General features: G+C 72.4%; 14 protein-coding genes and 1 pseudogene. 11 read left to right on the top strand and 4 right to left on the bottom strand.

The annotated features are described in order from the left end of the window. Positions 1-21: 21 nt before the first annotated feature. Positions 22-243 (bottom strand): annotated as a pseudogene (locus tag IF88_RS0118905) (alpha/beta hydrolase); the annotation flags it as partial. Between the two features lie 318 nt (positions 244-561). On the opposite strand from IF88_RS0118905, the gene IF88_RS42175 reads away from it, so the two are divergent. Continuing rightward, positions 562-1,419, top strand: coding sequence for a 2OG-Fe(II) oxygenase (locus IF88_RS42175; RefSeq protein ID WP_107050567.1), 858 nt, complete (start codon positions 562-564; stop codon positions 1,417-1,419). Positions 1,420-1,504: 85 nt separating this feature from the next. Here the strand turns inward: IF88_RS42175 and IF88_RS0118895 are convergent, their stop codons facing one another. Further along, complete coding sequence (locus IF88_RS0118895) at positions 1,505-2,452, bottom strand: methionyl-tRNA formyltransferase (RefSeq protein ID WP_030713254.1); 948 nt, start codon at positions 2,450-2,452, stop codon at positions 1,505-1,507. 266 nt (positions 2,453-2,718) lie between these two features. Here IF88_RS0118895 and IF88_RS0118890 point away from each other — a divergent pair, with 266 nt between their 5' ends. The 8 genes from IF88_RS0118890 (at position 2,719) to IF88_RS0118855 (ending at position 22,963) form a co-directional block, all read left to right on the top strand. After that, positions 2,719-4,074, top strand: a complete 1,356-nt coding sequence (locus IF88_RS0118890; protein ID WP_030713251.1) for a lysine N(6)-hydroxylase/L-ornithine N(5)-oxygenase family protein — start codon at positions 2,719-2,721, stop codon at positions 4,072-4,074. A 98-nt stretch (positions 4,075-4,172) separates the two neighbouring features. Next, a complete protein-coding gene (locus tag IF88_RS0118885) occupies positions 4,173-5,231 on the top strand; it encodes a FecCD family ABC transporter permease (protein WP_078892983.1) in 1,059 nt (352 codons plus the stop codon). Positions 5,232-5,257: 26 nt separating this feature from the next. After that, positions 5,258-6,319 carry a FecCD family ABC transporter permease gene (locus IF88_RS0118880; RefSeq protein WP_030713244.1) on the top strand — a complete coding sequence of 354 codons (1,062 nt, stop codon included), beginning with the start codon at positions 5,258-5,260 and terminating at the stop codon, positions 6,317-6,319. A gap of 38 nt (positions 6,320-6,357) precedes the next feature. Further along, positions 6,358-7,206 carry an ABC transporter ATP-binding protein gene (locus IF88_RS0118875; protein ID WP_030713242.1) on the top strand — a complete coding sequence of 283 codons (849 nt, stop codon included), beginning with the start codon at positions 6,358-6,360 and terminating at the stop codon, positions 7,204-7,206. Positions 7,207-7,319: 113 nt separating this feature from the next. Then, positions 7,320-8,384: an iron-siderophore ABC transporter substrate-binding protein gene (locus IF88_RS0118870; RefSeq protein WP_030713240.1), complete on the top strand. Its 1,065-nt coding sequence runs from the start codon at positions 7,320-7,322 to the stop codon at positions 8,382-8,384. Next, a complete protein-coding gene (locus tag IF88_RS0118865; RefSeq protein ID WP_030713238.1) occupies positions 8,381-10,168 on the top strand; it encodes an ABC transporter ATP-binding protein in 1,788 nt (595 codons plus the stop codon). Before IF88_RS0118870 ends, IF88_RS0118865 begins: the two co-directional genes overlap by 4 nt. A 56-nt stretch (positions 10,169-10,224) precedes the next feature. Continuing rightward, positions 10,225-21,273 (top strand): non-ribosomal peptide synthetase, encoded by an 11,049-nt coding sequence (locus IF88_RS0118860; RefSeq protein WP_030713235.1) that lies wholly within the window; start codon positions 10,225-10,227, stop codon positions 21,271-21,273. Next, complete coding sequence (locus IF88_RS0118855; RefSeq protein WP_030713232.1) at positions 21,260-22,963, top strand: ABC transporter ATP-binding protein; 1,704 nt, start codon at positions 21,260-21,262, stop codon at positions 22,961-22,963. Before IF88_RS0118860 ends, IF88_RS0118855 begins: the two co-directional genes overlap by 14 nt. 24 nt (positions 22,964-22,987) lie before the next feature. On the opposite strand, the gene IF88_RS0118850 is transcribed toward IF88_RS0118855, so the two are convergent. Beyond that, on the bottom strand, positions 22,988-24,106 hold the full coding sequence (locus IF88_RS0118850) for an alpha/beta hydrolase-fold protein (RefSeq protein WP_030713228.1): 1,119 nt from the start codon (positions 24,104-24,106) through the stop codon (positions 22,988-22,990). A 92-nt stretch (positions 24,107-24,198) separates the two neighbouring features. On the opposite strand from IF88_RS0118850, the gene IF88_RS0118845 reads away from it, so the two are divergent. Continuing rightward, the gene (locus IF88_RS0118845) at positions 24,199-24,411 is read left to right on the top strand and encodes an MbtH family protein (RefSeq protein WP_030713220.1); all 213 of its coding nucleotides are present in this window, start codon (positions 24,199-24,201) and stop codon (positions 24,409-24,411) included. 39 nt (positions 24,412-24,450) lie between these two features. Further along, positions 24,451-26,031, top strand: a complete 1,581-nt coding sequence (locus IF88_RS0118840) for an amidohydrolase (protein ID WP_030713217.1) — start codon at positions 24,451-24,453, stop codon at positions 26,029-26,031. A gap of 27 nt (positions 26,032-26,058) precedes the next feature. Here the strand turns inward: IF88_RS0118840 and IF88_RS47300 are convergent, their stop codons facing one another. Continuing rightward, a complete protein-coding gene (locus tag IF88_RS47300) occupies positions 26,059-26,220 on the bottom strand; it encodes a hypothetical protein (RefSeq protein ID WP_199808097.1) in 162 nt (53 codons plus the stop codon). Between the last annotated feature and the right edge of the window lie 23 nt (positions 26,221-26,243).

Below are 26,243 nucleotides of genomic sequence, written 5' to 3'. Positions count from 1 at the left end.
CGGGCCCGCCGTCGTGAGTGCTCAGCGGACGGTGGGCCCGCCATCGGCACCGGGCCGGGCGAGGAGGCGCCGGAGCCAGGCGGTACGGGCCTGGCGGGCGTCCCGGCTGAGGGCCGCTCGGGGGGCGAAGCCGTCGAAGCCGTGGAAGGCCCCGGGCCACACGTGCAGTTCGGCCTGACCGCCCGCCTGCCAGATCGCGTTCGCGTAGGCCACGTCCTCGTCCCGGAAGGTCTCGGCCGACCCGTCGGGCCGGGCTCGCCACCTGCCGGGAACACTCGCGCGGAATCCATGCGACGTACTCAACCACCCGCCGGACGCGGGCTCCTCGGGCGGTCACCCCGAGGTTGAAGTCGAAGAGGGCCCGCGGGTACCGCTCGGTGAAGAGGACATCGTGCTCACCTCATCGGCTCACCTCGCCCCTTCCCGTGATCCCGGCTGCGCGCACCGCTCTCCGGTCGGGCGGGCCGGGCGCGCCGGCACAGGGGACCGGGGGAGGCGTACTCCTGTGCGCCCCCATGTGCTCCTTCGACGGCACCGGCCACTCCGCTTACGGTCCGGGCCATGAGTGGATACGCGAAGGAACCGGCCACGCCGACGGAAATCAGCACCCGGGACTTGCCTCCCTCCGACCGTTGGTCCACGATCCCCGTCATACCGGCCCCGGTCTGCCGCTTCGAGAACTTCCTGGGCGCGGAACGCGCCGCCGGCCTGCTCGCGTACGCGATCTCCCGGCAGCCCGACTTCAACGCGGGGACGGTCCTGGACCCCCTGTCGGGCCAGGTCTCCCACAAAGGTCGCAGCTCCCTCGTCCTCCCCATGACCAGCTCCGTCTTCAGCCGGCACCTGGCCGACTGCCTGCCGCTCGTCCAGGAGGTCCTCGGTCACCAGGCCGCGCTGACGCAGAGCCTGACGGTCCTGACGGCACATGGCGAAGGGGGCCACTACGGCATGCACACCGACGCCTCACGGGTCCGCGACGTCAGCACGGCCGTGTCGGCGGTGTACTACCTCCACCGCAGGCCCCGCGGCTTCGACGGCGGTCAACTCCGGCTGTACGACACCCAGTTCCACCAGGGCGGCCCACAGCCGGCGGAGACCTACCGCACGATCGAACCCGAGCACGACACCATCGTGTTCTTCCCGGCCAGCGCCTTCCACGAGGTGGTCCCGTCCACCTGCCCCAGCGGGCACTTCGCCGACCACCGGTTCACCCTCACGACGTGGATCAGCGGCACCGAGCGGGCGCCGGCGACTCCCGACACCCCGTTCCGGATCTGGCCGTGGATGGCCCGCGCGGCCGAACACACCCGCCCGCTCGCGGACGTCACGCACGACCACGACGGTGCCCGGCCCATCGCCCTCCCGGCCGCGGACCCCGTCACCCGCCTCACCCTTCCCACACCCCGCACGACGGCGTGAACGAGGTCTCGGAGCTCTTCGAGGTCTTCGAGGTATGAGCCGGGCCGAAGGCCGGACCGCGAGTCGGCCCGGCCGGTCCGGCTGGTCAGGGCCGGCCGATCAGGTATCCGCCCATGGCGGTGAAGTACTCGGCCGCGGGCAATTCCCGGCCGTCCTCGGTCCGTACGCGCGTGATGGCCAGCCCGTGGTTGCGGCCGGTCCGGGCGTCGGCGCCCGCGACGATCACCACGCCCCCGCCCTCGCGGTAGAAGATCCGGCCGGGCGTGCCCCCGTACAGGCCATGGGACACGCGGGCGGACAGCACCTCCAGCCGCCTGCCCTTGTGGAAGGTGAAGGCGCTGGGGTACGGCTCGGACTGGGCGCGCACCAGGCGGTCCAGGTCCTCCGCGGGCCAGGTCCAGTCGATGCGGCTGTCCTCGACGGACCGCTTGTGGAAGAAGCTCGCCCGGCTCCGGTCCTGCCGCGTGAACTCCGTCCGCCCGGAGGCGATGAGGTCGAGGGCGCCGACGGTGACCGGTGCGATGAGGTCGACGGTCCGGTGGAAGAGGTCGGTGGCGGTGTCGGTCGGCCCCACCGGTACCGACTCCTGCCGCACGATGTCCCCGGCGTCGAGTTCGTCGTTCATCATGTGCGCGGTGACGCCCACTTCCGTCTCGCCGTTGATCAGCGCCCAGATGAGGGGCGAGAAGCCGGCGTACTTCGGCAGCAGCGAGTCGTGCACGTTCAGCGTGCCGTGGCGGGGGAGCCCGAAGACCCGCGGGGGCAGCCACGTACGCCAGTTGTTGGCGACGATGATGTCCGGGTCGGCCTCCTTGAGGCGCTGGAACAGCTCGTCGTCGTCCGGGCGGTTGCGGAGCAGCACCGGGACCCCGTGCTCTTCGGCGAGGTCGGCGACGGAGTCGCTCCAGATCTTCTCGTAGGCGTGCTCGCTCTTCGGGTGCGTCACCACCAGTACCACGTCGTGCTCGGAGTCCAGGAGGGCTTGCAGGGTGCGGTGCCCCCAGGTCTGGTAACCGAACATGACGACCCGCATGGGGTTCCTCCTCCGGGACAGGGGTTGGCCACTGCCGAGTAAAGCAAGGCTTGCCTAACTCTGCAACGGCGCCTGCTGTGCCGCGAATTGACGATCACTCAACCCTGGCCGCCCGATTTGTCTATCGACAGCTCTCAAGGATCATCTTAGCCTTACCTAAGTTTCGGTCGCGTCTCCGGCGGCGTGCCCGGTTTTCCCGCCTTTTCGATGCTCGACAGGCCGCCCGCCCGCCGGCGCTGCGGCTGCCCTCGCACGATGGGAGTGACATGGCACAGGCTCGTCCTGGCGACCCCCCGCTGATCCACGACCTCATCGGAATCGGCTTCGGGCCGTCCAACGTGGCCATGGCCATCGCGGTCGGCGAGCACAACGCACGCGTCGGCAGGGCGGAGGTGATCACCACTCACTTCTTCGAACAGCAGCCGCGCTTCGGCTGGCACCGGGGCATGCTCATCGACGACGCGACCATGCAGGTGTCCTTCCTGAAGGACCTGGTGACGCTCCGGAACCCGGCCAGCGAGTTCAGCTTCCTGTGCTACCTGAAGAGCAAGGGGCGGCTGATCGACTTCATCAACCACAAGAACCTCTTCCCGCTGCGGGTGGAGTTCCACGACTACCTGGAGTGGTCCGCGGCCAAGGTCGACGACATGGTGTCCTACGGGCACGAGGTCGTGGGGGTCACACCGGTCGTCCACGACGGAGTGGTGGACCACATCGACGTGACGGTCCGGTCGACGGAGGGGCTCGCGCTCCACCGGGCCCGCAACCTCGTCATCGGCACCGGATTACGCCCCCTCATGCCGGAAGGCGTGGAGCGCACCGACCGCATCTGGCACAACTCGGATCTCCTGACGAAGGTCGAGGGGCTCCGGGGCGCCGACCCCTCCCGGTTCGTCGTCGTGGGCGCGGGACAGAGCGCCGCCGAGAACGTCGCCTATCTGCACCGCCGCTTCCCCGGGGCCGAGGTCTGCGCCGTCTTCTCCCGGTACGGGTACAGCCCCGCCGACGACAGCGGCTTCGCCAACCGCATCTTCGACCCGGAGGCGGTCGGAGAGTTCTTCACCGCGCCCGAGAACGTCAAGCGCAAGCTGATGGACTACCACCGCAACACCAACTACTCCGTGGTGGACATCGATCTCATCGACGACCTGTACCGGCAGATGTATCAGGAGAAGGTCCTCGGCACCGAGCGCCTGCGCTTCCTCAACGTCTCGCGGCTCACCGGCGTCACGCAGACGCCGGCCGGGGTCCACGCCACCGTGCGGTCCCTGGTCACCGGCGAGGAGACGCCCCTGGACGCGGACGTGGTCGTCTTCGCCACCGGCTACCGCCCCGCCGACCCGCTCGGCCTCCTCGGCGAGGTCGCCGACCGCTGCCTGCGCGACGACGAGGGGCGTGTCCGCGTCGAGCGCGACTACCGCATCGCGACCGACCCCGCACTGCGCTGCGGCATCTACGTGCAGGGCGGTACGGAGCACACGCACGGCATCACCTCGTCCCTGCTGTCCAACACCAGCGTCAGGGTCGGCGAGATCCTGGACTCGCTCCTCGACCGGGGCCTCAAGTCCGATCCCGACGAGGTCCGGACGGTGGCCGACGGGACGGGCAGTGCGGCCCGCTAGCCGATACACGGACCGTTCCGGTCCGCACATGTGACGCCCGGTGGCGCGTGCCGCCGACGATGTTTCGCCGGTGGAGCGAAGGGATGACGTAGAGCGACATGGGCACGACTACAGTGGAGCGTCCCGCGCCCAAGGGCGCAACGGAGGCCCGCACGCGCCGGGTTGTGGGGTCGTTGGCGCTCCTGTTGATCCTGCTGGCCGCGGTGGTGGTGTCGCTGGCAGTCGGCGCCCGCGCGCTGAGCCCGGCCGATGTGTGGCAGGGGCTGACGGGGGCGCCGGACCCGGACCGGCGACTCACCGAGATCAGGCTCATCGTGCGGACCGTACGAGTGCCCCGGACCGTCCTCGCGGTCGTGGCGGGCGTGGCCCTGGGGGTCGGCGGGGCCTTGATCCAGGGGTACACGCGCAACCCGATCGCCGACACGGGTCTGCTCGGGGTGAATGCGGGCGCCTCCTTCGCGGTGGTGACGGTGATCGCCGTGTTCGGCTTCGCCGGCCCGTTCCAGTACGTCTGGTTCGCCTTCCTGGGCGCGGCGGTCGCCGGTGTCGTCGTGTTCGGGCTGGCGAGCGTCGGCCGCGGGGCCGGCAATCCGCTGACTCTGGCCCTGGCCGGGCAGGGGATCACCGTGTTCCTGGCCGCCATGACCACGGCGGTCGCCCTGTCGGACAAGGCTTCGCTGAACGCGCTGCGCTTCTGGAACGCGGGCTCGGTGGCCGGAGTCGGATTCGACGTCATCTGGCCGGTGACCGCGTTCATCGCCGTCGGGCTGGTGCTGGCCCTGACCACGCTGCCCGCCGTCAACCTGCTCAACCTCGGCGACGACGTGGCGCGCGGGCTGGGCGTCGGCATCGCGCTGACCCGGGCCGTGGGCATCGTCGCCATCACGCTGCTGGCGGGAGCGGCGACGGCGGCTTGCGGACCCATCGCCTTCCTCGGCCTCATGGTGGCTCACGTGGCCCGGTACCTGACCGGGCCGGACTACCGCTGGCTGGTGCCGTACGCGGGTCTGCTCGGTGCCATCGTCCTCCTGGTCTGCGACATTGCGGGGCGGCTGCTGGTGCGGCCGGGCGAGCTGGACGCCGGTGTCGTGGTGGCCCTGCTCGGTGCCCCGTTCTTCGCGGCCCTGGTGTGGCGCGGAAAGTTCAAGAGCGCGTGAACGGGGCCGACGTGGAAGTGGAAGCGATGGAGGTCGAGGCCGTGAAGGCGTCGGTGGCGCCGGGGGTCCGGCTCGGCCGGGTGTCGTTCGTATGGCGGCCGTGGATGGTGTGCGCCACCCTGCTGCTGGCGGCGGCGACGTTCCTGGTGTTCTGCCTGTCCATCGGCGTCGGGGAGTTCCCCATCGGCCTGCCCCGGGTGGTCGCCACGGTCCTCGGCCGGGGCGAGCGGGTCGACGAGTTCGTGATCGTGGACCTGCGGATGCCGCGGGCCCTGGCCGGGTGCGTCGTCGGTGTCGCGCTGGGGGTGTCCGGGGCGATCACCCAGTCGATCGCGCGCAATCCGCTGGCCAGCCCCGACATCCTGGGCATCACCGGGGGCGCCGGCGCGGTCGCGGTGTTCCTGGTGACGGTGTCGGGCGGGACCGCCGCGGCGGTCGTCGGCTCCGTCGGACTGTCGGGGGCGGCGCTCGCGGGCGGTCTCGGTACGGGGCTCCTCGTGTACTTCCTGGCCTGGCGGCGCGGGATCGACGGCTTCCGGCTCATCCTCATCGGCATCTCGGTGAGCGCCGTGACGGAGGCCGTCACGACCTGGCTGCTGGTCCAAGCCGACATCAGGGACGTGGCCCGGGCCCAGGCATGGCTGATCGGCTCGCTGGACAACCGCTCGTGGGACGACATCCGGGTGGCGCTCTGGTGCACGCTCGCGCTGATGGTCGTCGTGGCGTGCGCCGCGTTCCAGTTCAAACCGATGCACCTCGGCGACGAGGTGGCCGCGGGCCTGGGCGTCCGGTACTCGGCCGTCCGGGCGGTCCTGCTGCTGTGCGCGGTCCTGCTGGCCGGCGTGGCGGTGAGCGCGGCGGGCCCGGTCCCGTTCGTCGCCCTGGTCGCGCCGCAGGTGGCGATGCGTCTGCTGAGGTGCCCGACACCACCGATGGCGGCCTCCGGCATCTTCGGGGCCCTGCTGCTGACCGGCGCCGACCTGATCGCGCGTACGGCCCTGCCGATCACCCTTCCGGTCGGCGTGGTCACCGCCGCGATCGGCGGCCCCTTCCTGGTCCACCTCCTGGTGCGGGCGAACCTCCGTTGACCGACTCGTATGCAGGCACGTCCAGTTCAGGGGGAGCCGTGGCCGTATCGCACATCACCGAGATCGCGTCCGGGGGTCAGGAGACCTCACGGCTGGCGGCCAGAGGGGTCACGGTCGGGTACGGCGGCCGGAGCGTCATCGACGACCTCCACGTGGCGATCCCGCCCGGGGTGATCTCCACGATCATCGGCTCCAACGGCTGTGGCAAGTCGACCCTGTTGCGGACCCTGTCGCGGCTGCTCAAGCCGACGAAGGGCTCGGTCGTCCTGGACGGCGAGGACATCGCCACGCTCAGGACCCGGGACGTGGCGAAGAAGCTCGGCCTGCTGCCGCAGGCGCCGGTCGCGCCGGACGGGCTCACGGTGGCCGACCTGGTCGCCCGGGGGCGCCATCCGCACCAGAGCTGGCTGCGCCAGTGGTCGTCGGACGACGCCGCCGTCGTGGAACGGGCGCTGGCCATGACCGGGGTGTCCGACCTGGCGGACCGTCCGGTGGACGCGCTGTCCGGCGGCCAGCGCCAGCGCGTCTGGATCTCGATGACGCTGGCTCAGGGCACCGACCTGCTCCTGTTGGACGAGCCGACCACCTTCCTGGACCTGGCGCACGCGATCGACGTACTGGACCTGGTGGACGACCTGCACGAGTCGGGATGCACCGTGGTCATGGTGCTGCACGACCTCAACCTGGCCACGCGCTACAGCGACAACCTCATCGTGATGAGGGCCGGGGCGATCCTGGCGCAGGGGCACCCACGGGACGTGATCACCGCCGAGTTGCTGCACGAGGCCTTCGGGCTGCGCGCCAAGGTGATCGAGGATCCGGTGGGGGACCGGCCGCTCATCGTGCCCATCGGCCGCACCCATGTCCAGCCCGGCCGACTCGACTAGATCGGACATAATTCCGTGTCAAGTAAGGCTAGGCTGGCCTCACTTGAGCGCGATACGGTTTGCCTGCCCTCGGGCGGGGGTGCAGTGGACAGCACGAAAGCAAGGGATTGCGGATGCTCCTCCAGCGAACGACTCGTACCCACTCCTGGGGCCGGCTGACGGCGGTACTGTCCGCCGCGGCCCTCGGCACCGGCCTCCTGGCCGGCTGCGGTTCCGACTCGAAGGACCCGGCTGACGACAAGGGCGACGACGCCTCGGCCGCCGCGGCCGGTACCTTCCCGGTCACCGTGGAGCACGCGTTCGGATCCACGAAGGTCACCAAGGCCCCCCGGCGGGTCGTCTCCGTCGGCTACACCGACGACCAGACCATCCTGGCGCTCGGCATCAAGCCGGTCGGCATGGTCGACCAGTACCCGAACCCGCCGGGCACGAGCCCCGACATCAACACCCAGTGGCCGTGGGTGAAGGACAAGTGGGGCGACACCCGTCCCGAGGTCGTCATGAGCAACGGCGACACCGGCCCGAACTACGAGAAGATCGCCGCGCTCCGGCCGGACCTGATCATCGCGGTCTACTCCGAGATCGACCAGGCCGCCTACGACAAGCTCTCGAAGATCGCCCCGACGGTGGGCCGCACCAAGGCCGAGAAGGAGCCGTTCAGCGCCCCCTGGCAGGACAACGCGGTCCACATCGCCAAGGCGCTCGGCCAGGAGTCCAAGGGCACCGAGCTGGTGAAGGGCATCCAGGACAAGCTCGACGCGGCCAAGAAGGCCCACCCCGAGTTCGCGAACCGGACCGCCGTCGCGCTGTCCTGGTACAAGGACTCGGCGGCCCCGTTCACCTCCACCGACGTCCGCGGACGGCTGGTCACGGGCACCGGCTTCGCCTACCAGACCGAGATCGACAAGATCGCCGACGGCAAGTTCTACACCACGCTCTCACCCGAGCGAATGGACCTCATCGACGTCGACCGCATCTTCGTCATCAACGACAAGGCCGACACGGAGGCACTCAAGAAGTTCGAGCTGTTCGCCAACCTGGCCGCGGTCAAGAACGGCAAGGTGTCGTACCTGCTGGACAGCGAGGGGCCGGCGGTCGGCGCGGCCATGTCCCAGGGCACCCTGCTGTCCCTGCCGTACGCGATCGACGAACTCGTCAAGTCGGCCGGTCAGGTGTGAGCACCACCGATACGCGCGTCGCCCCGTCGACCCTGCGCACGACGAGCGGACGCGAGGCCACCCGCTGGGTCACGGCGCACTGCCGCGAGGTGCCCTGGCTGACGGCCGCCACCGTGCTCACCACGGTGGCCGGGGCGGCGCTCCAGGTACTCCCGCTGCTGCTGCTCGGCCGGGTCGTGGACGGGGTGGTGGCGGGCGAATCGCGCTCCATCCTGGTCACGACGGGGGTGCTGATGGTCGCCGCCGCGCTGCTCGGCGCGGCGGCCACCGCCCTGTCGACCTACCTGGTCGGGCGGCTCGGCGCGGATCTGCTCGCCCGACTGCGCGAAGACGCCGTACGGGCGGTGCTGGGGATGCCGAGCGCACGCATCGAGCAGGTCGGCCGGGGAGACGTGCTGTCCAGGGTCGGCGACGACGTCGCCGTACTGTCCCGGGGCATCCGCACGGCCGTCCCCACGGTGTTCTCGGCGGGCGTGCTGGTGGTCATCGCCACGCTCGGCATGTTCGGCCTGGACTGGCGGCTCGGCCTGGCGGGCGCCGGCGCACTGCCCGCGTACGCGCTGGCCCTGCGCTGGTACCTGCCCCGGTCCGCCCCGCTCTACCGCAGGCAGCGCGCGGTCCAGGCCGACCGCGCACAGGCCCTGATCAGCGGGCTCAACGGGATCGACACGGTCCGGGCGTACCGCCTGGAGGGAGCCGTCCGCGAGAAGGTCACCAGCGAGTCGTGGCGGGTGCGCGAACTCGGCATCGAGGTGTTCCGGCTCTTCGGCCGGTTCGTCGGCCGGGAGAACCGCGCAGAGTTCATCGGACTGGTCCTGATCATCGTGGTGGGGTACGCCCTGCTGGAGGCCGACGCCGCCAGCCTGGGCGAGGTGTCCGCGGCCCCGCTGCTGTTCCACCGGCTGTTCACCCCGCTGGGCTCCATCATGTTCACCTTCGACGAGGCGCAGAAGTCGGGCGCGAGCCTGACCCGGCTGGTCGGGGTGCTGGGGGAGGGCGCGGAGGACCGGCTGGTCGGCGCGCCGGGCGTCACAGCGGCGGTCGACGCGCCGTACCCCGTCCGGGTGGAGGGGCTCACGTTCAGCTATCCCGACAGCGCGGAGCCGGTCCTCCGGGACGTCGACCTGATGATTCCGGCCGGCGGTTCGCTCGCGCTGGTGGGGGCGACGGGCGCCGGCAAGTCGACCCTGGCCGCGCTGATCGCGGGCATCGGGACCCCCCAGGCCGGGTCCGTGCGCATCGGGCCGACCGACCTCGCCGGTCTGGACGAGGCCGGGGCGCGGGCCCTGGTGAGCATCCTGACGCAGGAGACCCACGTGTTCTCCGGCCCGCTCGCCGACGACCTGCGGCTGGCCGCGCCGGAGGCGACCGACGCCGAGCTGACGTACGCCCTGCGCACCGTCGGCGCCGACGCATGGGTCGACTCGCTGCCCGACGGACTGAACACCCTGGTCGGCGAGGGCGGCGAGCGCCTGGACGTCACCAAGGTCGCCCAGATCGCCCTGGCCCGGCTGGTGCTGGGCCGGTCCCCGGTGGTGGTGCTCGACGAGTCCACGGCGGAAGCGGGCAGCGAGGGGGCGGCCGAGCTGGAACGGGCGGTGCTCGCCGCGTGCGCCGGCCGGACCACGCTGTTCGTGGCGCACCGGCTGACGCAGGCGATGGCAGCGGACCGGATCGCCGTGCTGGACGCGGGACGCGTCGTCGAGCACGGCACGCACGACGAGCTGGTGGCCCTGGGCGGCCGGTACGCGCGCCTGTGGCGGGCCTGGCGCGAGGGCAGCTAGCCCACCCTGATCCGGGTGGGCCGACTTACGAACTGTGAAGGGGCGTTGAGTCTTCGATGACGGAACCGACCGCTCGTCTCGTGCGGCTTTCTCCCACGCGCCTGGCCGGGGTGCGCCGCCGAACAGGCGACCACTCCGACCGGACCATCGCCCACGCGTGCGCCATCGGGCTGTCGTACTGGGCGACGGGCAGCAGCCCGGACGGCATGGAACTCACCCCCGGCACCCTGTTCGCCGACGTCCTCGGCTGGGCCGACCACGGCGGTGCCGGGGCCCCCGGCTGGGAGGTCGGCGCGGACGGCCGGAGCATCGCCGTCCCCGAAGGCGTCGCGGTGACCGACGCGCAGCTCGCGCTGGACGACCTGGCCGACTTCCCGGACCGGTCCCTCGGCAGCATCGCCCCGTCCAGTGCGGCGGCGCGGCTCGCGAGCCTCGCCGAGTGGAACGACACCGGGGCCGACCGGGTCCGCCCGACCATCGTGGAGCTGTTCCGCGAGCAAGCCCGGACCCGACCGCACGCCGTCGCCGTCGTCGACGAGCGCCGCTCGCTGACGTACGGTCACGTAGCTGAATTATCAAGCCAGTTGGCACATCACCTGATCGAACGCGGCATCACCGCCGAGCAGGTCGTCGGCATCTCCCTGAGCCGCTCCGCCGAGATGGTGATCGGCCTGCTCGCCGTGCTCCAGGCGGGGGCCGCGTTCGTCCCCCTCGACCCGCAGTGGCCCGCCGCGCGCCGGGCCGTCGTCATCGACGACGCCCGCGTCGTCCTGCGACTGGCCGGTCCGGGCGAGCACGACCCGGGCGAGCCTCCGGCCGTGGTCGTCGACCTCGGCGACTGGACGTACGGCTCCTACCCGGGCGACGGCACCGGGATCACCGTCCCCGGCAACGCGCTCGCCTACGTCATCTTCACGTCCGGTTCGACCGGCCGGCCCAAGGGCGCGATGATCCGGCACGAAGCGATCAGCGAGCGCCTGCTGTGGCAGGTCGACGAGATCCTGGGCTTCGGCCACGACGACGCCGCGCTGTTCAAGGCGCCGCTGTCCTTCGACATCTCCATCAACGAGATCTTCCTGCCGTTGGTGTCCGGCGGCCGGCTGGTGGTCCTGCGCCCCGGCGGCGAACGCGACCCGCACCACCTCCTCGGCGTGATCGCCGAGCAGCGCGTCACCTTCACCTACCTCGTGTCGTCCATGCTGGACGTGCTGCTGGAGATCGCGGGCGACTCCGGCCGGCTCGACAGCCTGCGGCACGTGTGGTGCGGCGGCGAGGTGCTGACCCCGGAGCTGTACGAACGGTTCCGCACCCGGCTCGACATACCCATGTACCACGGCTACGGCCCGGCCGAGACGACGATCGGCGTCTCGCACGTCATCTACCGGGGCGCCGCGGAACGCCTGTCGACGTCGATCGGCAAGGCCAACCCCAACACCCAGCTGTACGTCCTGGACGCAGAACTGCGCCCGGTCCCGGTCGGGGTCGGCGGCGAACTGTACGTCGGAGGGTTCCTCCTGGGGCGCGGATACGTGGGGGCGCCGGGCCTGACCGCCTCCCGCTTCGTCGCCAACCCCTTCGCCGGGGACGGGTCCCGGCTGTACCGGACCGGCGACCTCGCACGCTTCGCCCCGGACGGATCGCTGGACTTCCTCGGCCGCGCCGACAACCAGATCAAGATCCGCGGCATGCGCCTGGAGATCGAGGACGTCGAGGTCGGCCTCGCGGAACACCCCGACGTGCGCCACACCTGCGTCCTCGCGAAGAAGAACACGGCCGGGGGCACCTACCTCGTGGGGTACGTGATCCCGGCCGCCGGCCGCGAGGACCTGCGGGCGGACGAGGTCAAGGCGTGGGCCGCCGCGCACCTGGTCGCGTACATGGTGCCCACCCACATCGTCGTGATGAAGGAGTTCCCGCTCACCGCGAACGGCAAGCTCGACCGCGGCGCGCTGCCGGAACCCGACCTTGCGGCGGGCCCGCTCGCCGCGCCGGCCACCGAGAACGAACGCCTGGTGTGCGCGGCGGTCGCGGCGCTGCTGCGACTGGACGAGGTCGGTGTCGACCAGGACTTCTTCCAGCTCGGCGGAGACAGCCTCCTGGCCATCTCGCTGCTGAGCGCGCTGCGCACCGTGGGCCTGCACGTCACACCCCGGCAGATCTTCACCAACAGCGTCATCGGCGCCCTCGCGGCGGTGGCGAGCCGCGAGGGCGCGGCCGCCGTGGACCACGGCGACGTCGCGACCGGTTCCGTCGCCGGATCGCCCGTCCTCCGATGGCTCGGCGAGACCACCGACGCCATCGACGGCTTCGTCCAGTCGGTGGTGCTGAACACCCCGGCCGACCTGACCGCCGACGCCCTCGACGAGATCCTCACCGCCGTCGTCGCACGGCACGACATGCTGCGCGCCAGGCTGGTGCGCGGCGACCGCTGGAGCTTCGACATCCCGGAGCCAGGCGGGACCGCGGCGGGGTGGCAGGAGAGGGACGACCTGCCGCTCGACGCGTGCGTCGCCCTCGCCACCGCCGGGCTGGACCCCGACAACGGCGTGATGCTGCGGGCCGTCTGGCGCCGGGCGGCACGCCAGCTGGTCGTGGTCGTCCACCACGTGGTGATCGACGGCGTGTCCTGGCGGATCCTGCGGGAAGACCTCGCCACGGCGTGGCAGCGGTACGCCTCGGGCGCGCCCGTCGAATTGCCCCCGGTGGGAACCTCGTTCCGGCGGTGGACACAGTTGCTGGAGCGCACGGCGTTCGACGCCGACCGCGCCCACTACCGGCGCGCCCTGCCGGGGCCCGACGCGCCGCTGGGCAGGCGGGCGCCGGCCGGGACCGACACCGTCGAGCGGGAGCGGGTGACGACCGTCTCGGTCGGCCCCGAGGTCACGGCCGCCCTGCTGGGCGAGATCCCCGCCAGGTTCCACGCGGGCGTCAACGACGTACTGCTCACCGCGCTCGCCGTCACCCTCGCCCGGTGGCGCCGCGACCTCGGACAGGACCAGACGTTCGCGCACATCGAACTGGAGGGCCACGGCCGCGAAGGGCACCTCGTGGCGCAGACCGCCGGCTTCGAACCCGAACTCTCCCGGACCGTGGGCTGGTTCACCACCCTCTTCCCGGTGACCGTCGACCCCGGACCGGCGGCCGACCTCACCGCCCCCGCGTACCTGGCCGCCGCCCTCAAGGCGGTCAAGGAGGACCTCGCCCGGGTACCGGGCAACGGCCTCTCCTACGGGGTCCTGCGCTACCTGAACGGCGGCAGCGGGTCCGACACGCCCGCACCCCAGGTGCTGTTCAACTACCTGGGCCGCTTCGACGCAGGAGCCTGCGGGGACTGGGAACTTGCGTTACGCACCAGCCAGTTGGGGGAGCGGCGCGATCCGCGGATGCGGCTGCCGCGCGCCCTGGAATTCAACGCGATCGCCGAACCCGCCTCGTCGGCCGGCGCGTACGAACTGACCACCACCATCTCCTGGCCCGACGGGATGTTCACCGACGAGGACATCGCCACCATCGGACGGTACTTCCGGGAGGCCCTGGCCGGGCTGGCCGCACTCGACCAGGGCGGCCACTCTCCCAGCGACTTCGCCCTGGTGGAGCTCACCCAGGCCGACGTCGACGAATTGGACCGCCCGTCCCTGCGGGACGTCCTGCCGTTGACCCCCCTCCAGGAGGGCCTGTACTTCCACTCGGTCTTCGACGACGACTCCGCGGGCAGCTACGTGGAGCAGCAGCTGCTGACGCTGGAGGGGGAGGTGGACCCCGCCCGGCTCGCGGCGGCCGCCACCCGCCTGCTCACGCTCTTCCCCAACCTGGCCGCGCGGTTCACGGCCCTCGCCGACGGCCGGGTCGTCGCCGTACTGGAAAGCGGTGCGCGGGCCCCGTTCACCACGCTGCACCGCCCCGGCATCACCGACGAGGAGATCCGCGACCTCGCCGAGCGGGACCGTCGCGCGGGCTTCGACCTGGCCACCGGCCCGCTGATGCGGTACACGCTCATCCGCGCGGGCGCCGGCCGCACCGTCCTGGTGCAGACCGTGCACCACATCATCGCCGACGGCTGGTCGGTGCCCCCGATGCTCCGCGCCCTGCTGGCCGAGTACCACGCACCCGGCACCGTGTACCCGCTCGGCGGCTTCGCGGACTACGTGCACTGGCTCGCCGGGCGCGACGAGGACGAGAGCGACCGCGTGTGGCGCGAGCAGCTCGCCGAGCTGCCCGGCCCCTCGCTGGTCGCCGAGGGGCACACGCCGTCCGACCGGTTCGCCGACACGGCCGTGGAGTCCGAGGACGACATCGACGAGGCCGTCCGGTCGGCCGGTGTACCGCTGAGCGTGGCCGTGCACAGTGCCTGGGCGGTGACGCTGGGCGGCGTCCTGCACGGCACGGACGCCCGCGCCACGAACTCGCGCGACACACAACCGTACGGCCGGGACGTCGTGTTCGGCTCCACGGTGTCCGGGCGGGACGCGGACGTGCCCGGCATCGCCGACATGGTGGGCCTGTTCATCAACACCATTCCCCTGCGCGCCCGGTGGGCCGCGCACACCACGGCACGCGAGCTGCTCGCCGCCGTACGGGAACACCAGAGCGCGGTGCTGCCGCACCAGCACGTCTCGCTGGCGCGCATCGGCCGCCAGGCCGGCGCCGGACCGCTCTTCGACACCCTGGTCGTCTTCGACGTCGCGACCGACGTGGCGGGTCTGCGGGGACCCGACGACACCCTGGCCGTCACCGGCATCGTCAACGAAGGCGCCCCGCACTACCCGTTGACGCTCGTCGTGGAACGCGCCCCCGACGGCCGACCGCGCTTCAACCTCATCTACGACGGCGCGCTGCTGCGGGAGGCGAGCGCACGCGCGATCCTGCGGACCTTCACCCACACCCTCACCGGTCTGCTCACCCGCCCGGACGACCTGGTCGACGATCTGGCGCCCGAGGACGCCCGGCGCCCGCAGCGGATCACCCCCACGACCCTGGGCGCGCTCTTCGACGCCGCCGCGCACCGGGACCCGGCCGGGGCCGCCGTCACCCAGTGCGCCCTCGACGGCGCAGTCCGGTCCCTGACCTACGGAGAACTGGCCTCGGCCAAGGACGAGTTGGCCTCCGTGCTGCGCGCGGCCGGCGTCGGTCCGGGCGAACGGGTCGCCGTAGCCGTGCCCCGCTCCCTGGAGCAGGTCGTCGCGCTGGTCGCCATCGTCACCGCGGGCGGCGCGTACGTACCCCTCGACCTCGCGTACCCGGACGAACGGCTGGAGTACGTCCTCGCCGACGCCGCACCGCAGGTCGTGCTCGTGAACCGTGAACAGCGGAACCGCTTCGTACGGTTGCTGGACCGCGCGGGCGTGCCGGCCCGCGTACTCGTGCAGGGGGACGAGGCGCCGCAGGCTGCCCCAGCCGCCGCGCCCTCGGCCGAGGTCGACTGGCACGATCCCGCGTACGTGATCTACACGTCCGGATCGACCGGCAGGCCGAAGGGGGTCGTCGTCCCGCACTCCAGCGTGGTGACCCTGCTCGCGAACACCCCGCCCGGCATGGACTTCGGCCCGCACGACGTGTGGGTCCAGTTCCACTCGTACTCCTTCGACTTCGCGGTCTGGGAGCTGTGGGGCGCGCTCACGCACGGCGCCGAGCTGCTGGTGCCCGACTACGCGCTGACCCGCTCCCCGGTGGACTTCCACCGGCTGGTGCGCGAGCGCGCCGTGACCGTGCTCAACCAGACCCCCTCGGCCTTCCACCAGTTCATCGAGGCCGACCGGCAGGCCGGCGAGCCGCTCCCCGCACTGCGCCGGATCGTCTTCGGGGGCGAGGCGCTCGACCTCGGCCGACTGCGCGGCTGGGTCGAGCGGCACGGCACCACCACGCCCGAGCTGGTCAACATGTACGGCATCACCGAGACCACCGTTCACGTCACCCACCGGGTCCTGACCGACGGGGACTTCGGCCCCGGCGACGAGGCCAGCCCGATCGGCGCCCCGATCCCCGGCCTGGTCACCTACCTGCTCGACGACCGGCTCCGGCCCGTGCCGCCGGGCCGGGTGGGTGCCATCTACGTCGCCGGCGACCAGGTGTCACTCGGCTACCTGGGCCGGCCGGGTCTCACCGCGGGCCGGTTCGTGGCGGACCCGTTCGCGGGCGGCGGCTCCCGCATGTACCACACGGGCGACCTGGCCCGCCGCACCCTCGACGGCGAGCTGGAGTTCGCCGGCCGCGCCGACGACCAGGTGCAGCTCAAGGGCTTCCGCATCGAGCTCGGCGAGGTGGAGTCCGCGATCAGGGAGCTCGACGGCGTGGTCGACGTCGCCGTGACCGTGGCGGACAGCGGCGACCACCTCGTCGCGCACGTCGTGGGCCGCGTCCCCGACGACGCGACCGCCCTCACCCGTCTCCTGTCCGCGAAGCTGCCCGCGCACATGGTGCCCGGCCTATTCCTCCCGGCCGACGCCCTGCCGCTGACGGTCAACGGCAAACTGGACCGCGAGGCCCTGGCCGAGCGGGCCGCGCACCACGACACCCCGGTGGCCGCGACCGGCTCGGCACTCGCCGCGCTGGTCGGCATCTTCACCGACACGCTGCCCGGTGTCGCCGTGGACGGTGACTGCGACTTCTTCCGGGCCGGGGGCGACAGCATCCTCGCGATCACCGTGGTCAACCGGGCCAGGGGGCTCGGCCTCGCGATCGCGCCACGGGACGTGTTCCTGCTCAAGACACCCCGCGCCCTCGCCGAACATTTGGCGGCGAGCACCCCGCAGATCGCGGAGCCCGCACCCGCACCCGCACCCGCACCCGCACCCGCCGTCCGCGAGGACGGGCCGCTGACGCCCACACCGATCATCCTGCGCCAGCGCGAACTGGGTGGCTCCCTCGCCCGGTTCGCCCAGGCCCGGGCAATCGTGGCGGCCGAGGGCACCGGCTTCGCCGACGCCCGGCGTGCCGCGGAGGCCGTCGTGGCGGCCCACCCCGCCCTGCGGCTGCGGCTGCGCGTCGAACACGGGGTGTGGGCCCTGCGCACCGAACCCGCCCGCGCGGTCACCGTCGTACGGGCGGACGCCACCGGCGCCACCGATGCGACCAACGATGCGACGACCGGTCCGGCGACCGATGCGACGACCGATCCGGCGACCGCGGCCACGGCCGCCGCGAACGAGGCCGCCGGACGGCTCGATCCCGAGGCCGGGAAGGTCATCGCCTTCACCTGGCTGGAGGCGAGCCGGACCCTGGTGGTCACCGTGCACCACCTCGCCGTCGACGCGGTTTCCTGGCTGGTCCTCCTCGACGACCTGGCCGCCGCCCTGCGCGGCACGGACCTCGCGCCGCCGACCACCTCCTACGCCGAGTACGCGCAGGCCCTCGCGTCCCGGTCCGCCCACGTGACCGACGACCTCGGGCACTGGATCACCACGCTCCAGGCGCCCCCGCTGCTGCCCGCCGTCGAGGGGCCGCGCGAGACCACGGTCGTGCTCCCGCCCGAGGTCAGCGACCTCATCACGCGTACCGCGCCCGCCGCACTCGGCGTCGGGCTCACCGAGCTGCTGTGCGGCGCGCTGCGCACCGCACTGACCCACGTACAGCCCACGCCCACCGACCTCGCCGTCGAGCTGGAGCGGCACGGCCGGGTCCCGGCGCTGCCCCACCACGACTACACCCGTACGGTCGGCTGGTTCACCTCCATCGCGCCCGTACGGCTCAGCGCGCACACCGACCCCGTGGCAGCGGCCCGCGAGGTGGCCGAACGGCAGCCGGACGAGCACGCGCACGTCGCGTACGGACAGCTCAGGTACCTCAACCCGCAGACCGCCCCCCTGCTGGACGCCCGCCCGCAGGTGCTGTTCAACTACCTCGGCCGGGGCGACGAGTCCCAGGCCCTGCACCTCACCGGTGCGGACCGGGGCAGCCCGTACGCCGTGGAGGTCAACGCCTGGACCGACGCGGCCACCGGCAGCCTGCACGCGGCCTTCACCCTCGCCGAGGGCGTACCCGACGAGATCACCGGGCACTGGCGGCGGGCAGTGGAACGCATCGCGGACGCCGCCACGACCGCCGAGCGCACGGCGCCGGTCACCCCGCTCCAACGCGGTCTGTTCTTCCAGGCCCAGCTGGCGGGCCCGGCCGGCCACTACGTCGCGCAGAGCTGGTTCGCCTTCGACCGGCGCCTGGACACCGACGCACTGGCCGAGGCGATGGCGTGGGTGATCGCGAGGCACCCGGTGGTGGGCGCCGGATTCACCACCGACGACGACGGAAACGCCGTGCAGGTCCTCGCCGCGGGCCGGCGGGTCGGCGTGCGCACGCTCGACCTCGCCACGGACGCGGAGGTCGAGGCTCTGCTCGCCCGCGACCGGGACACGGGATTCGACCCGGGTGAGCCGCCGTTGATCCGGCTGACCGTGGTGCGGCGGCCCAACGGCCGTGACGGCCTCCTGCTGAGCTACCACCTGCTGCTGTGGGACGGCTGGTCCCGCGAGATCGTGCTGCGGGACCTTTTCGACGCCTACGAGGCCGCCGTCGCGGACGAGTTGACGCCCCCGGCCCCGGCGGCGCCGAGCTTCGAGGACTACGCCCGTGCGCTCGACGCCAGGGACGCGGCCGTATCGGAACGCTTCTGGGCGGAGCACCTGACCGGCCTCCCGGGCCCGACGCTGCTCGCCGGACCGGCTCCGGCCCTCGTCGACGACCTGCCCCGCACGCTCGTGCACACGCTCTCCACCGAGGAGTCGGAACTGCTGCGGGAGGCGGCCAGGTCGCACGGCGTCACGCTGAACTCCGTACTGACCGGCGCGTTCGGCTTGCTCCTCGGCGCACGCACCGGCCGCGGTGACGCCGTGTTCGGCGTGACCGTCTCCGGCCGCGAGGGCGAGGGCCTGTCCGGCATCGTCGGCGTACTCCTCAACACCGTGCCCATGTGGACGCGGGCCCGGCCGGGCGACACGGCCGGCGCGTACCTGTCGGCCGTACAGGCGGCCAGGGTCGCGGCGATGGAGCACGAGCACCTCGGGCTCGGCGAGATCCAGCGGGCCAGTGGCCACGACGCGCTCTTCGACAACCTGTTCGTGCTCCAGAACTTCCTGGACATGGATGCCTTCGCCGCGATGAACGCCCGGCACGGCATCACCGCGGTGCGCGCCGACGACTCCACGCACTACCCCTTCACCTGGGTCGTCACGCCCGGCGACCGGCTCACGGTCAAGCTGGAGTACCGCGACCACGACACGCAGGCCGCCCGCCGGCTCCTCGACGACTACCTGCGCGTGCTCGACGGCCTGGCCCGCTCTACCGGCCCGCTCGGCGCGCTGCCCGGCCTGGAGCCGCGGCCCGCCCCGGCCGACCGCACGGACATCGGCACGGACACCGTCGTCGACCGCTTCGACCGGGCGGCGGACCGTGACCCGCGGCGGGTCGCACTCGTCGCCCACGGCCGGACCCTGACCTTCGCCGGCCTCCGGGACCGCAGCCGCGAGGTGGCGGGCGTGCTCGCCCGCCGCGGCATCGGCCCCGAGACGACGGTGGCCCTCGCGATCCCGCGCTCACTCGACTCGATCGTGGCGCTGTTCGCCGTGCTGCGCACCGGCGCCGCGTACGTGCCGCTGGAGCTCGACCACCCGGACGAGCGGATCGCGGCGATCGTCGCGGACGCCCGCCCCGATGTCATCCTCACCGTCAGCGCCGTGTCCCCCCGGCTGACCGGCGACCTGATCGAACTGGACCGGCCCCTCCCCGAGGCCGAACCCTTCGTGACGTACGCCCCGGACGACCCGGACCGCCTGCGGCACCCCGCGTACACGATCTACACCTCCGGATCGACCGGGCGCCCGAAGGGCGTGGTGACCGAGTACGCCGGGCTCACCAACATGCTGATCAACCACCGGCGCCGGATCTTCGAGCCGGTGCTGGCCGAGCACGGCCACCGGGTCTTCCGCATCGCGCACACCGTGTCCTTCGCCTTCGACATGTCGTGGGAGGAGCTGCTGTGGCTCGCCGACGGCCACGAGGTGCACATCTGCGACGAGGAACTGCGCCGCGACGCCCCCCGGCTGGCCGAGTACTGCCTCGAACACGGGATCGACGTCGTCAACGTGACCCCCACCTACGCCCAGCAGCTGGTGGCCGAGGGCCTGCTCGACAACCCGTCGCGGCGGCCGGCGCTGGTGCTGCTGGGCGGCGAGGCCGTCACCCCGGCCCTGTGGCAGCGCCTCGCCGAGACCGAGGGCACCGTCGGCTACAACCTGTACGGCCCCACCGAGTACACCATCAACACGCTCGGCGTCGGCACCTTCGAATGCCAGGACCCGGTGGTCGGCATGGCCATCGACAACACCGACGTGTACGTGCTGGACCCGTGGCTGCGCCCGCTGCCGGACGGGGTCCCCGGTGAGCTGTACGTGGCGGGCATCGGCATCGCCCGCGGCTACCTCGGCCGGCCCGGCCAGACCGCGGACCGGTTCGTCGCCTGCCCGTTCGGCGCCCCCGGCGAGAGGATGTACCGCACCGGCGACCTCGTGCTGCGGCGGCCCGACGGGAACCTGGTGTACCTCGGCCGCACCGACCAGCAGGTCAAGATCCGGGGCCACCGGGTCGAACCCGGCGAGGTCGAGGCGGCGTTCGCCGCGCACCCGGCCGTACGGTTCGCCGCCGCGGTCGCCCAGCCCGACCCGCAGGTCGACGGCGCCCACCGGCTGGCCGCCTACCTCGTGCTGGACGGACGCGACTTGGCCGCGGTCGCCGCCGAAGTGGGCGCCGCACTGCCGGACTTCCTGCGTCCGACCCACTACGCGCAGGTCGACGCCATCCCCCTGACCGTGAACGGGAAGGCCGACACCAAGGCCCTGCCGGAGGCCAAGCCGCTCGGAGCGCTGACGACGGCGGGGGAGCGCGGCCCGGAGACGGAGACCGAGACCGTCGTGTGCGAGTACTTCGCGGAGGCACTCGACCTGGACGACGACGAGGTGAGCGCGGTGAGCGACTTCGTGTCCCTCGGAGGGCACTCCATGCTGGCGGTGCGGCTGATCGGGCTGCTCCGCCGCGAGTACGGTCCAGTGATCACGATCCGTGATCTGTTCTCCCTGCGCACCCCGGAAGCGATTGCCCGCCACCTCGATGAAGACTCCTGACACGCAGCGGCCCCACGCGGGGTCCGACATCCTGCGCACCGCACTGCGCCGCAACGTCGGCGCCATGACCTGGGGCACCGTCCTCATGGGCCTCTACCAGGCCGGTGAGACCGCCTTCCCCATCGCGCTCGGCCTGATCGTCGAGCACACGATGCGGGGGGAGCGCAGCCTCGGCGCGCTCGCCGCTGCGATCGCCGTACTGGCCGTGATCATCACGACCGTGTCGCTGTCGTGGCGGTTCGGCATGCGCATCCTGCAGAAGGCCAACACGACCGAGGCGCACCGCTGGCGGGTGCGCGTCGCGGACTGCGGACTCCAGCCGGTGGCCAGGGACGTGGACCTCAAGTCCGGCGAGGTGCTGACCATCGCCACCGAGGACGCCGACCAGACCGCCGACATCATCGAGGTGGTGCCGCTGCTGATCAGTTCGCTGGTCGCCGTGCTGGTCGCGGCGGTCGCGCTGGGACTGGCCGACCTCCGGCTCGGCCTGCTGGTGATCGTGGGCACCGTCGCGATCCTGTCGATCCTGAGCGTGATGTCCAAACGGATCGGCTCCAGCACCCGCGAACAGCAGGCCCGGGTCGCGCGGGCGGGCGCGAAGGTCGCCGACCTGATCACCGGCCTGCGCCCGCTGCACGGTTTCGGCGGAAACCACGCCGCGTTCCGGTCCTACCGGAAGGTCAGCACGGAGGCGAAGCAGCAGGCGGTCACCGTGGCCCTCGCGAACGGCGCGTACGCGGGCACCGCCACGGCCCTCAACGCCGTCCTCGCCGCCTCCGTGACCCTGACGGCGGGCCGGCTGGCCTTCGACGGCCGGATCACCATCGGCGAACTCGTCATGGCCGTCGGGCTGGCGCAGTTCATCATGGAACCGCTCAAGATGTTCTCGGACATGCCCAAGTACGTGATGATGGCCCGCGCTTCGGCCGAGCGGATGGCACTGGTGCTGGCCGCCCCGCCGGTGACGGCCACCGGGCCCGAGCGGCCGGCCGCGGGCGGGGACCTGGAGATCGACTGCGTCCGGTACGGGTCCCTGCGCGAGCTGAAGTTCCGCGTTCCGGCGGGCGAGTTCGTGGCGGTCGCCGTCTACCAGCCGCGCGCCGCGGCCGACCTCGCCTCGATCCTGGCCGTCAAGGTCCCGCCGGACGCGTACGAGGGAGTGGTGCGGGTCAGCGGGCAGGACATCGCCGATCTGTCGGTCGAGGCGGTCCGCGAGCACATGCTGGTGAACCCGTACGAGGGGGAGATCTTCGCCGGCACCCTCCGGACGAACATCGACCCGTCGGGCACCAGCCGCACGCTCTCCGAGGCGGTCGAGGCCTCCATGCTGACCGACGTCGTCGCCCTCCACCGCGAAGGGCTCGACTACGGGGTCCGGGACCGCGGCGCGAACCTCTCCGGCGGACAGCGCCAACGGCTGTCCCTGGCCCGCGCCCTCGCCGCCGACAGCGAGATCCTCGTCCTGCACGATCCGACGACGGCCGTGGACGCGGTCACGGAGCAGCTCATCGCGCGCAACATCGCGGAGCTGCGCCGGGGCCGCACCACCGTGGTGATCACCGGCAGCCCCGCCCTCCTGGACGCCGCCGACCGCGTCCTGGTCCTGGACGACGGGGTCATCACCGCCGAGGACACCCACCGCAACCTCCTCGCCACCGACGAGGACTACTGCGTGGCGGTGGCCCGCTGAGCGGCGGGGTCCGAGCGGGACGGCCTAGCCGAGGGCCCAGGCGACGTCCCTGAGCAGGGCGTGCCGCCAGCCCGCCCGGTCGTGGCCGGACGCCGAGCGGGACACCCGTACGGTCGCACCGGCCCGTTCGGTCAGGGCCTCGACCTCTTCGCAGTGGGGCAGCATCCGGGTTTCGTGTTCCCCCACGTCGAAGGCGATCCGCAGCCCGGACAGATCGGGGCCCTCCCGCAGGCGCGCGGCGAGGGCGCCCCCGACAGGGCCGCCCAAGGGGTCCGCCGGGTCCGGGGCGCCGGGCGTCCACCAGAACGAAGCCGACTGGCAGGCGACCCGGGACACCAGGTCCGGGAACTCCAGCGCCGCGTACAGCGCGCTCAGTCCGCCGAGGCTCTGCCCGGCGACCACCAGACGGTCCCGGTCCGCGGGCAGACCGGTCTCCGCCACCAGGGGCAGCAGTTCGTCCCGCACCGCCTCCCACAGCCCGCGCCGGCACCCGAACTCGGCCTCCCGGTCCCGGACCGGCAGGAACACCAGGGTCACGGGGGGCATCTCGCCGGCGGTGACGGCAGAGTCGAAGGCGGTCACGGCCGGATGGAGGTACAGCCAGTCGTCCCCGTCGAGCAGCAGGACCAACGGTCCGCCACCGCCCGCGGGGTGGACCCGTACGGTGCGCCGTCCGCCGAGCCGTTCGCCGGTCCAGCGGAGCCGGGTGCGCGGGAGGGGCAGGACGTCCGAGGGGCCGATGAGGGGCCAGTGCGGCTGGGCGGGAGCGTCGGGGGTCGCGGCGACGGACCGGTCGCCGCCCGCGCCGGCCGGGTTGAAGGGGTCGGCGTGCGCCGTGCCGTCGACGAGGAACTGGTAGCTCACGCGCAGCCGCGGGGGCATGGGGACCTCGGCGTACCAGCAGTCCGTACCGCCCCACCGGCGCAGGGGCACCGGCTCCGACCAGCTCTCGAACCCGATGGTCGCCGGAGAGCCGCGCCACAGGAACAAGGTCACCCAACTCCCGTCGTCCGTACGGACGGAGGCGGGTGTCCCCGCTGCCGCCCAGAACGCCTCGGTGCCGGGTTCGCCGGACAGTCCGTACGCGGCGAAGGAGTGGTCCGTGCCGGCCCCGCGGCCGGAGACGGGATCGGTCAGGCACATGCTGATCTCCTTGTGAGCGGCAAGGGGAAAGACTAAGCTCTTCGGAATTAGGCGAGCCTAACCTAATTGCGACGTTCCCAGGAGGTACCGACGTGAGCACCAACCCCTTCGACGACGCCGAAGGCCGCTTCCTCGTACTGGTGAACGGCGAGGGCCAGCACTCGCTCTGGCCCTCCTTCGCCGAGGTGCCGGGCGGGTGGACGACCGTCTTCGAGGAGAACACCCGAGGGGCGTGCCTGGAGTTCATCGAGGCCAACTGGACCGACCTGCGCCCCCGTTCCCTCGTACGGTCGATCGAGGTCTGACCCGCTCCGGCCGGCACCCACAGGGGGACGACACCGCCCATGCTGTGCACCAAGCTCGTCAACGCCCGCTTCCTCACCATGGACCCGGACCATCCGGTCGCCCGTCAACTGGGCATCTGGCAGGGCCGGATCGTCGGCCTGGACGAGGCCGTCGCCGCCCTGCCCGCGCGCGAGGTGATCGACCTCCAGGGCGCCACGGTGCTCCCCGGGTTCATCGACGCCCACGTGCACCTGCCCTGGACCGGCTTCACCCAGAACACCACCAGCATCGCGGGCTGCACGCGGATCGACGACGCCCTCGCGGTCGTGGCGGAAGCCGTCGCCCGGAAGAACTCGCCCGGCGCCTGGGTGAGCATCGTCGGCTACGACCAGCGGGCGCTGGGGCGCCACCTGACGGCCGCCGAACTGGACACCGTCAGCCAGGGCCACAAGCTGTACGTGCTGCACGACTCCGGACACGGCTGCGTCGTCAACACCGCCGTCCTGGACCTGCTCGCCGCCGACGTCCCGCACGAGAACGGCTTCCTCGCCGAGGGCGCGATGGGCGCCGCCCGCGCCCTGAGGCTGCCGTACTCCCAGGAGGAGGTCGCCGAGTCCATCGGACGCGCCGCCCGCACCTGCCTGGCCGAGGGCATCACCGCCTGCGCCGAGGCGGGCATCGGCGGCGCCCTCTTCGGCCACACCCCGGTCGAGCTCGGCGCCTACCAACTCGCCCGCGAGAAGGGCCTGCTGCCGCTGCGGGTCCAACTGATGGTCTCCGCCGACCGGCTGCGGCCGTCCGGTGCGCACGAGGCCGACGGCATCCCCAAGGCCCTCGACCTCGGCCTGCGCACGGGCTTCGGCGACGACTGGCTCTCCGTGGGCGCCCTCAAGATCTTCACCGACGGCGGCATGATGGCCCGTACCGCCGCCCTCAGCGCCCCCTACGAAGGCCTGGACCACGCCGGCCAGTTGCAGGACGACCCCGAGGTGCTCGCCCAGTCGATCGTGGACGGCCACCTCGGCGGCTGGCAGCTCGCCGTGCACGCCATCGGCGACCGCGCGGCCGACGTGGCCCTCGACGCCCTGGAACGCGCCCAGCGCCTGCGCCCCCGCCCCGGCGCCCGGCACCGCATCGAGCACGCCGGCCTGATCCGCCCCGACCAGCTCCCGCGCATCGCCCGACTGGGCGTGAGCGCGGTCGTCCAACCGAGTTTCCTGCGCTGCTTCGGCGACGACTACGCGGCGATCACGGGCGCGGAGCGGGCGCCCTGGCTCTACCGGGGCAGGGGATTCCTCGACCACGGCATCACCCTGGTCGGCAGCTCCGACCGCCCGGTGACGGACGGCTCCCCGCTGCGGGCCGTCCAGTTCATGGTCGAGCGCGCGTCCGCGTCCGGCCGGCTGATCGGCCCGGACGAGGGCATCACCGTGGACGAGGCCCTGCACGCGTACACCGTCGCCGGCGCCTACGCCTGCCACTGGGAGGACCGGGCCGGCAGCCTCACCCCGGGCAAACGCGCCGACCTGGTCGTACTCGGCGACGACCCGCGCAGCGTGGACGTCTCGCGCATCGGCGACATCGAGGTGGCGGCGACGTACGTCGACGGCCGCGAGGCCGGAAAGCTCCCTGCCGCGTGAGCGGCAGACATGCCTGCGGCCCCTCGGTTACCTGGGGTCGTCGCTGTCCCAGGGACAGCCGAAGCGAGAGGGCGGGACGCCCCACGCGGTGAGCACGCCGATCAGCTCGGCCGCGTCCGCGGCGTCGGCGGACCCGGCGACGGCCTGCGCCCGTGCATCGGGCTCGCTCTTCTCGGGGCGGACGTCCACGAACGCCCGGTGGCCCGGCCGTG

This window comes from Streptomyces sp. NRRL F-2580 (assembly GCF_000720115.1).
In the GTDB taxonomy this organism is placed as follows: domain Bacteria; phylum Actinomycetota; class Actinomycetes; order Streptomycetales; family Streptomycetaceae; genus Streptomyces.
The sequence above is the reverse complement of the archived record's forward strand: the minus strand, read 5'-3'. Positions and strand labels throughout refer to the sequence as shown.

Coding starts and splice junctions, on each gene's coding strand:
- IF88_RS42175 (WP_107050567.1), top strand. CDS start 562: ATGAGTGGATACGCGAAGGAACCGGCCACGCCGACGGAAATCAGCACC.
- IF88_RS0118895 (WP_030713254.1), bottom strand. CDS start 2,452: ATGCGGGTCGTCATGTTCGGTTACCAGACCTGGGGGCACCGCACCCTG.
- IF88_RS0118890 (WP_030713251.1), top strand. CDS start 2,719: ATGGCACAGGCTCGTCCTGGCGACCCCCCGCTGATCCACGACCTCATC.
- IF88_RS0118885 (WP_078892983.1), top strand. CDS start 4,173: ATGGGCACGACTACAGTGGAGCGTCCCGCGCCCAAGGGCGCAACGGAG.
- IF88_RS0118880 (WP_030713244.1), top strand. CDS start 5,258: ATGGAGGTCGAGGCCGTGAAGGCGTCGGTGGCGCCGGGGGTCCGGCTC.
- IF88_RS0118870 (WP_030713240.1), top strand. CDS start 7,320: ATGCTCCTCCAGCGAACGACTCGTACCCACTCCTGGGGCCGGCTGACG.
- IF88_RS0118860 (WP_030713235.1), top strand. CDS start 10,225: ATGACGGAACCGACCGCTCGTCTCGTGCGGCTTTCTCCCACGCGCCTG.
- IF88_RS0118855 (WP_030713232.1), top strand. CDS start 21,260: ATGAAGACTCCTGACACGCAGCGGCCCCACGCGGGGTCCGACATCCTG.
- IF88_RS0118850 (WP_030713228.1), bottom strand. CDS start 24,106: ATGTGCCTGACCGATCCCGTCTCCGGCCGCGGGGCCGGCACGGACCAC.
- IF88_RS0118840 (WP_030713217.1), top strand. CDS start 24,451: ATGCTGTGCACCAAGCTCGTCAACGCCCGCTTCCTCACCATGGACCCG.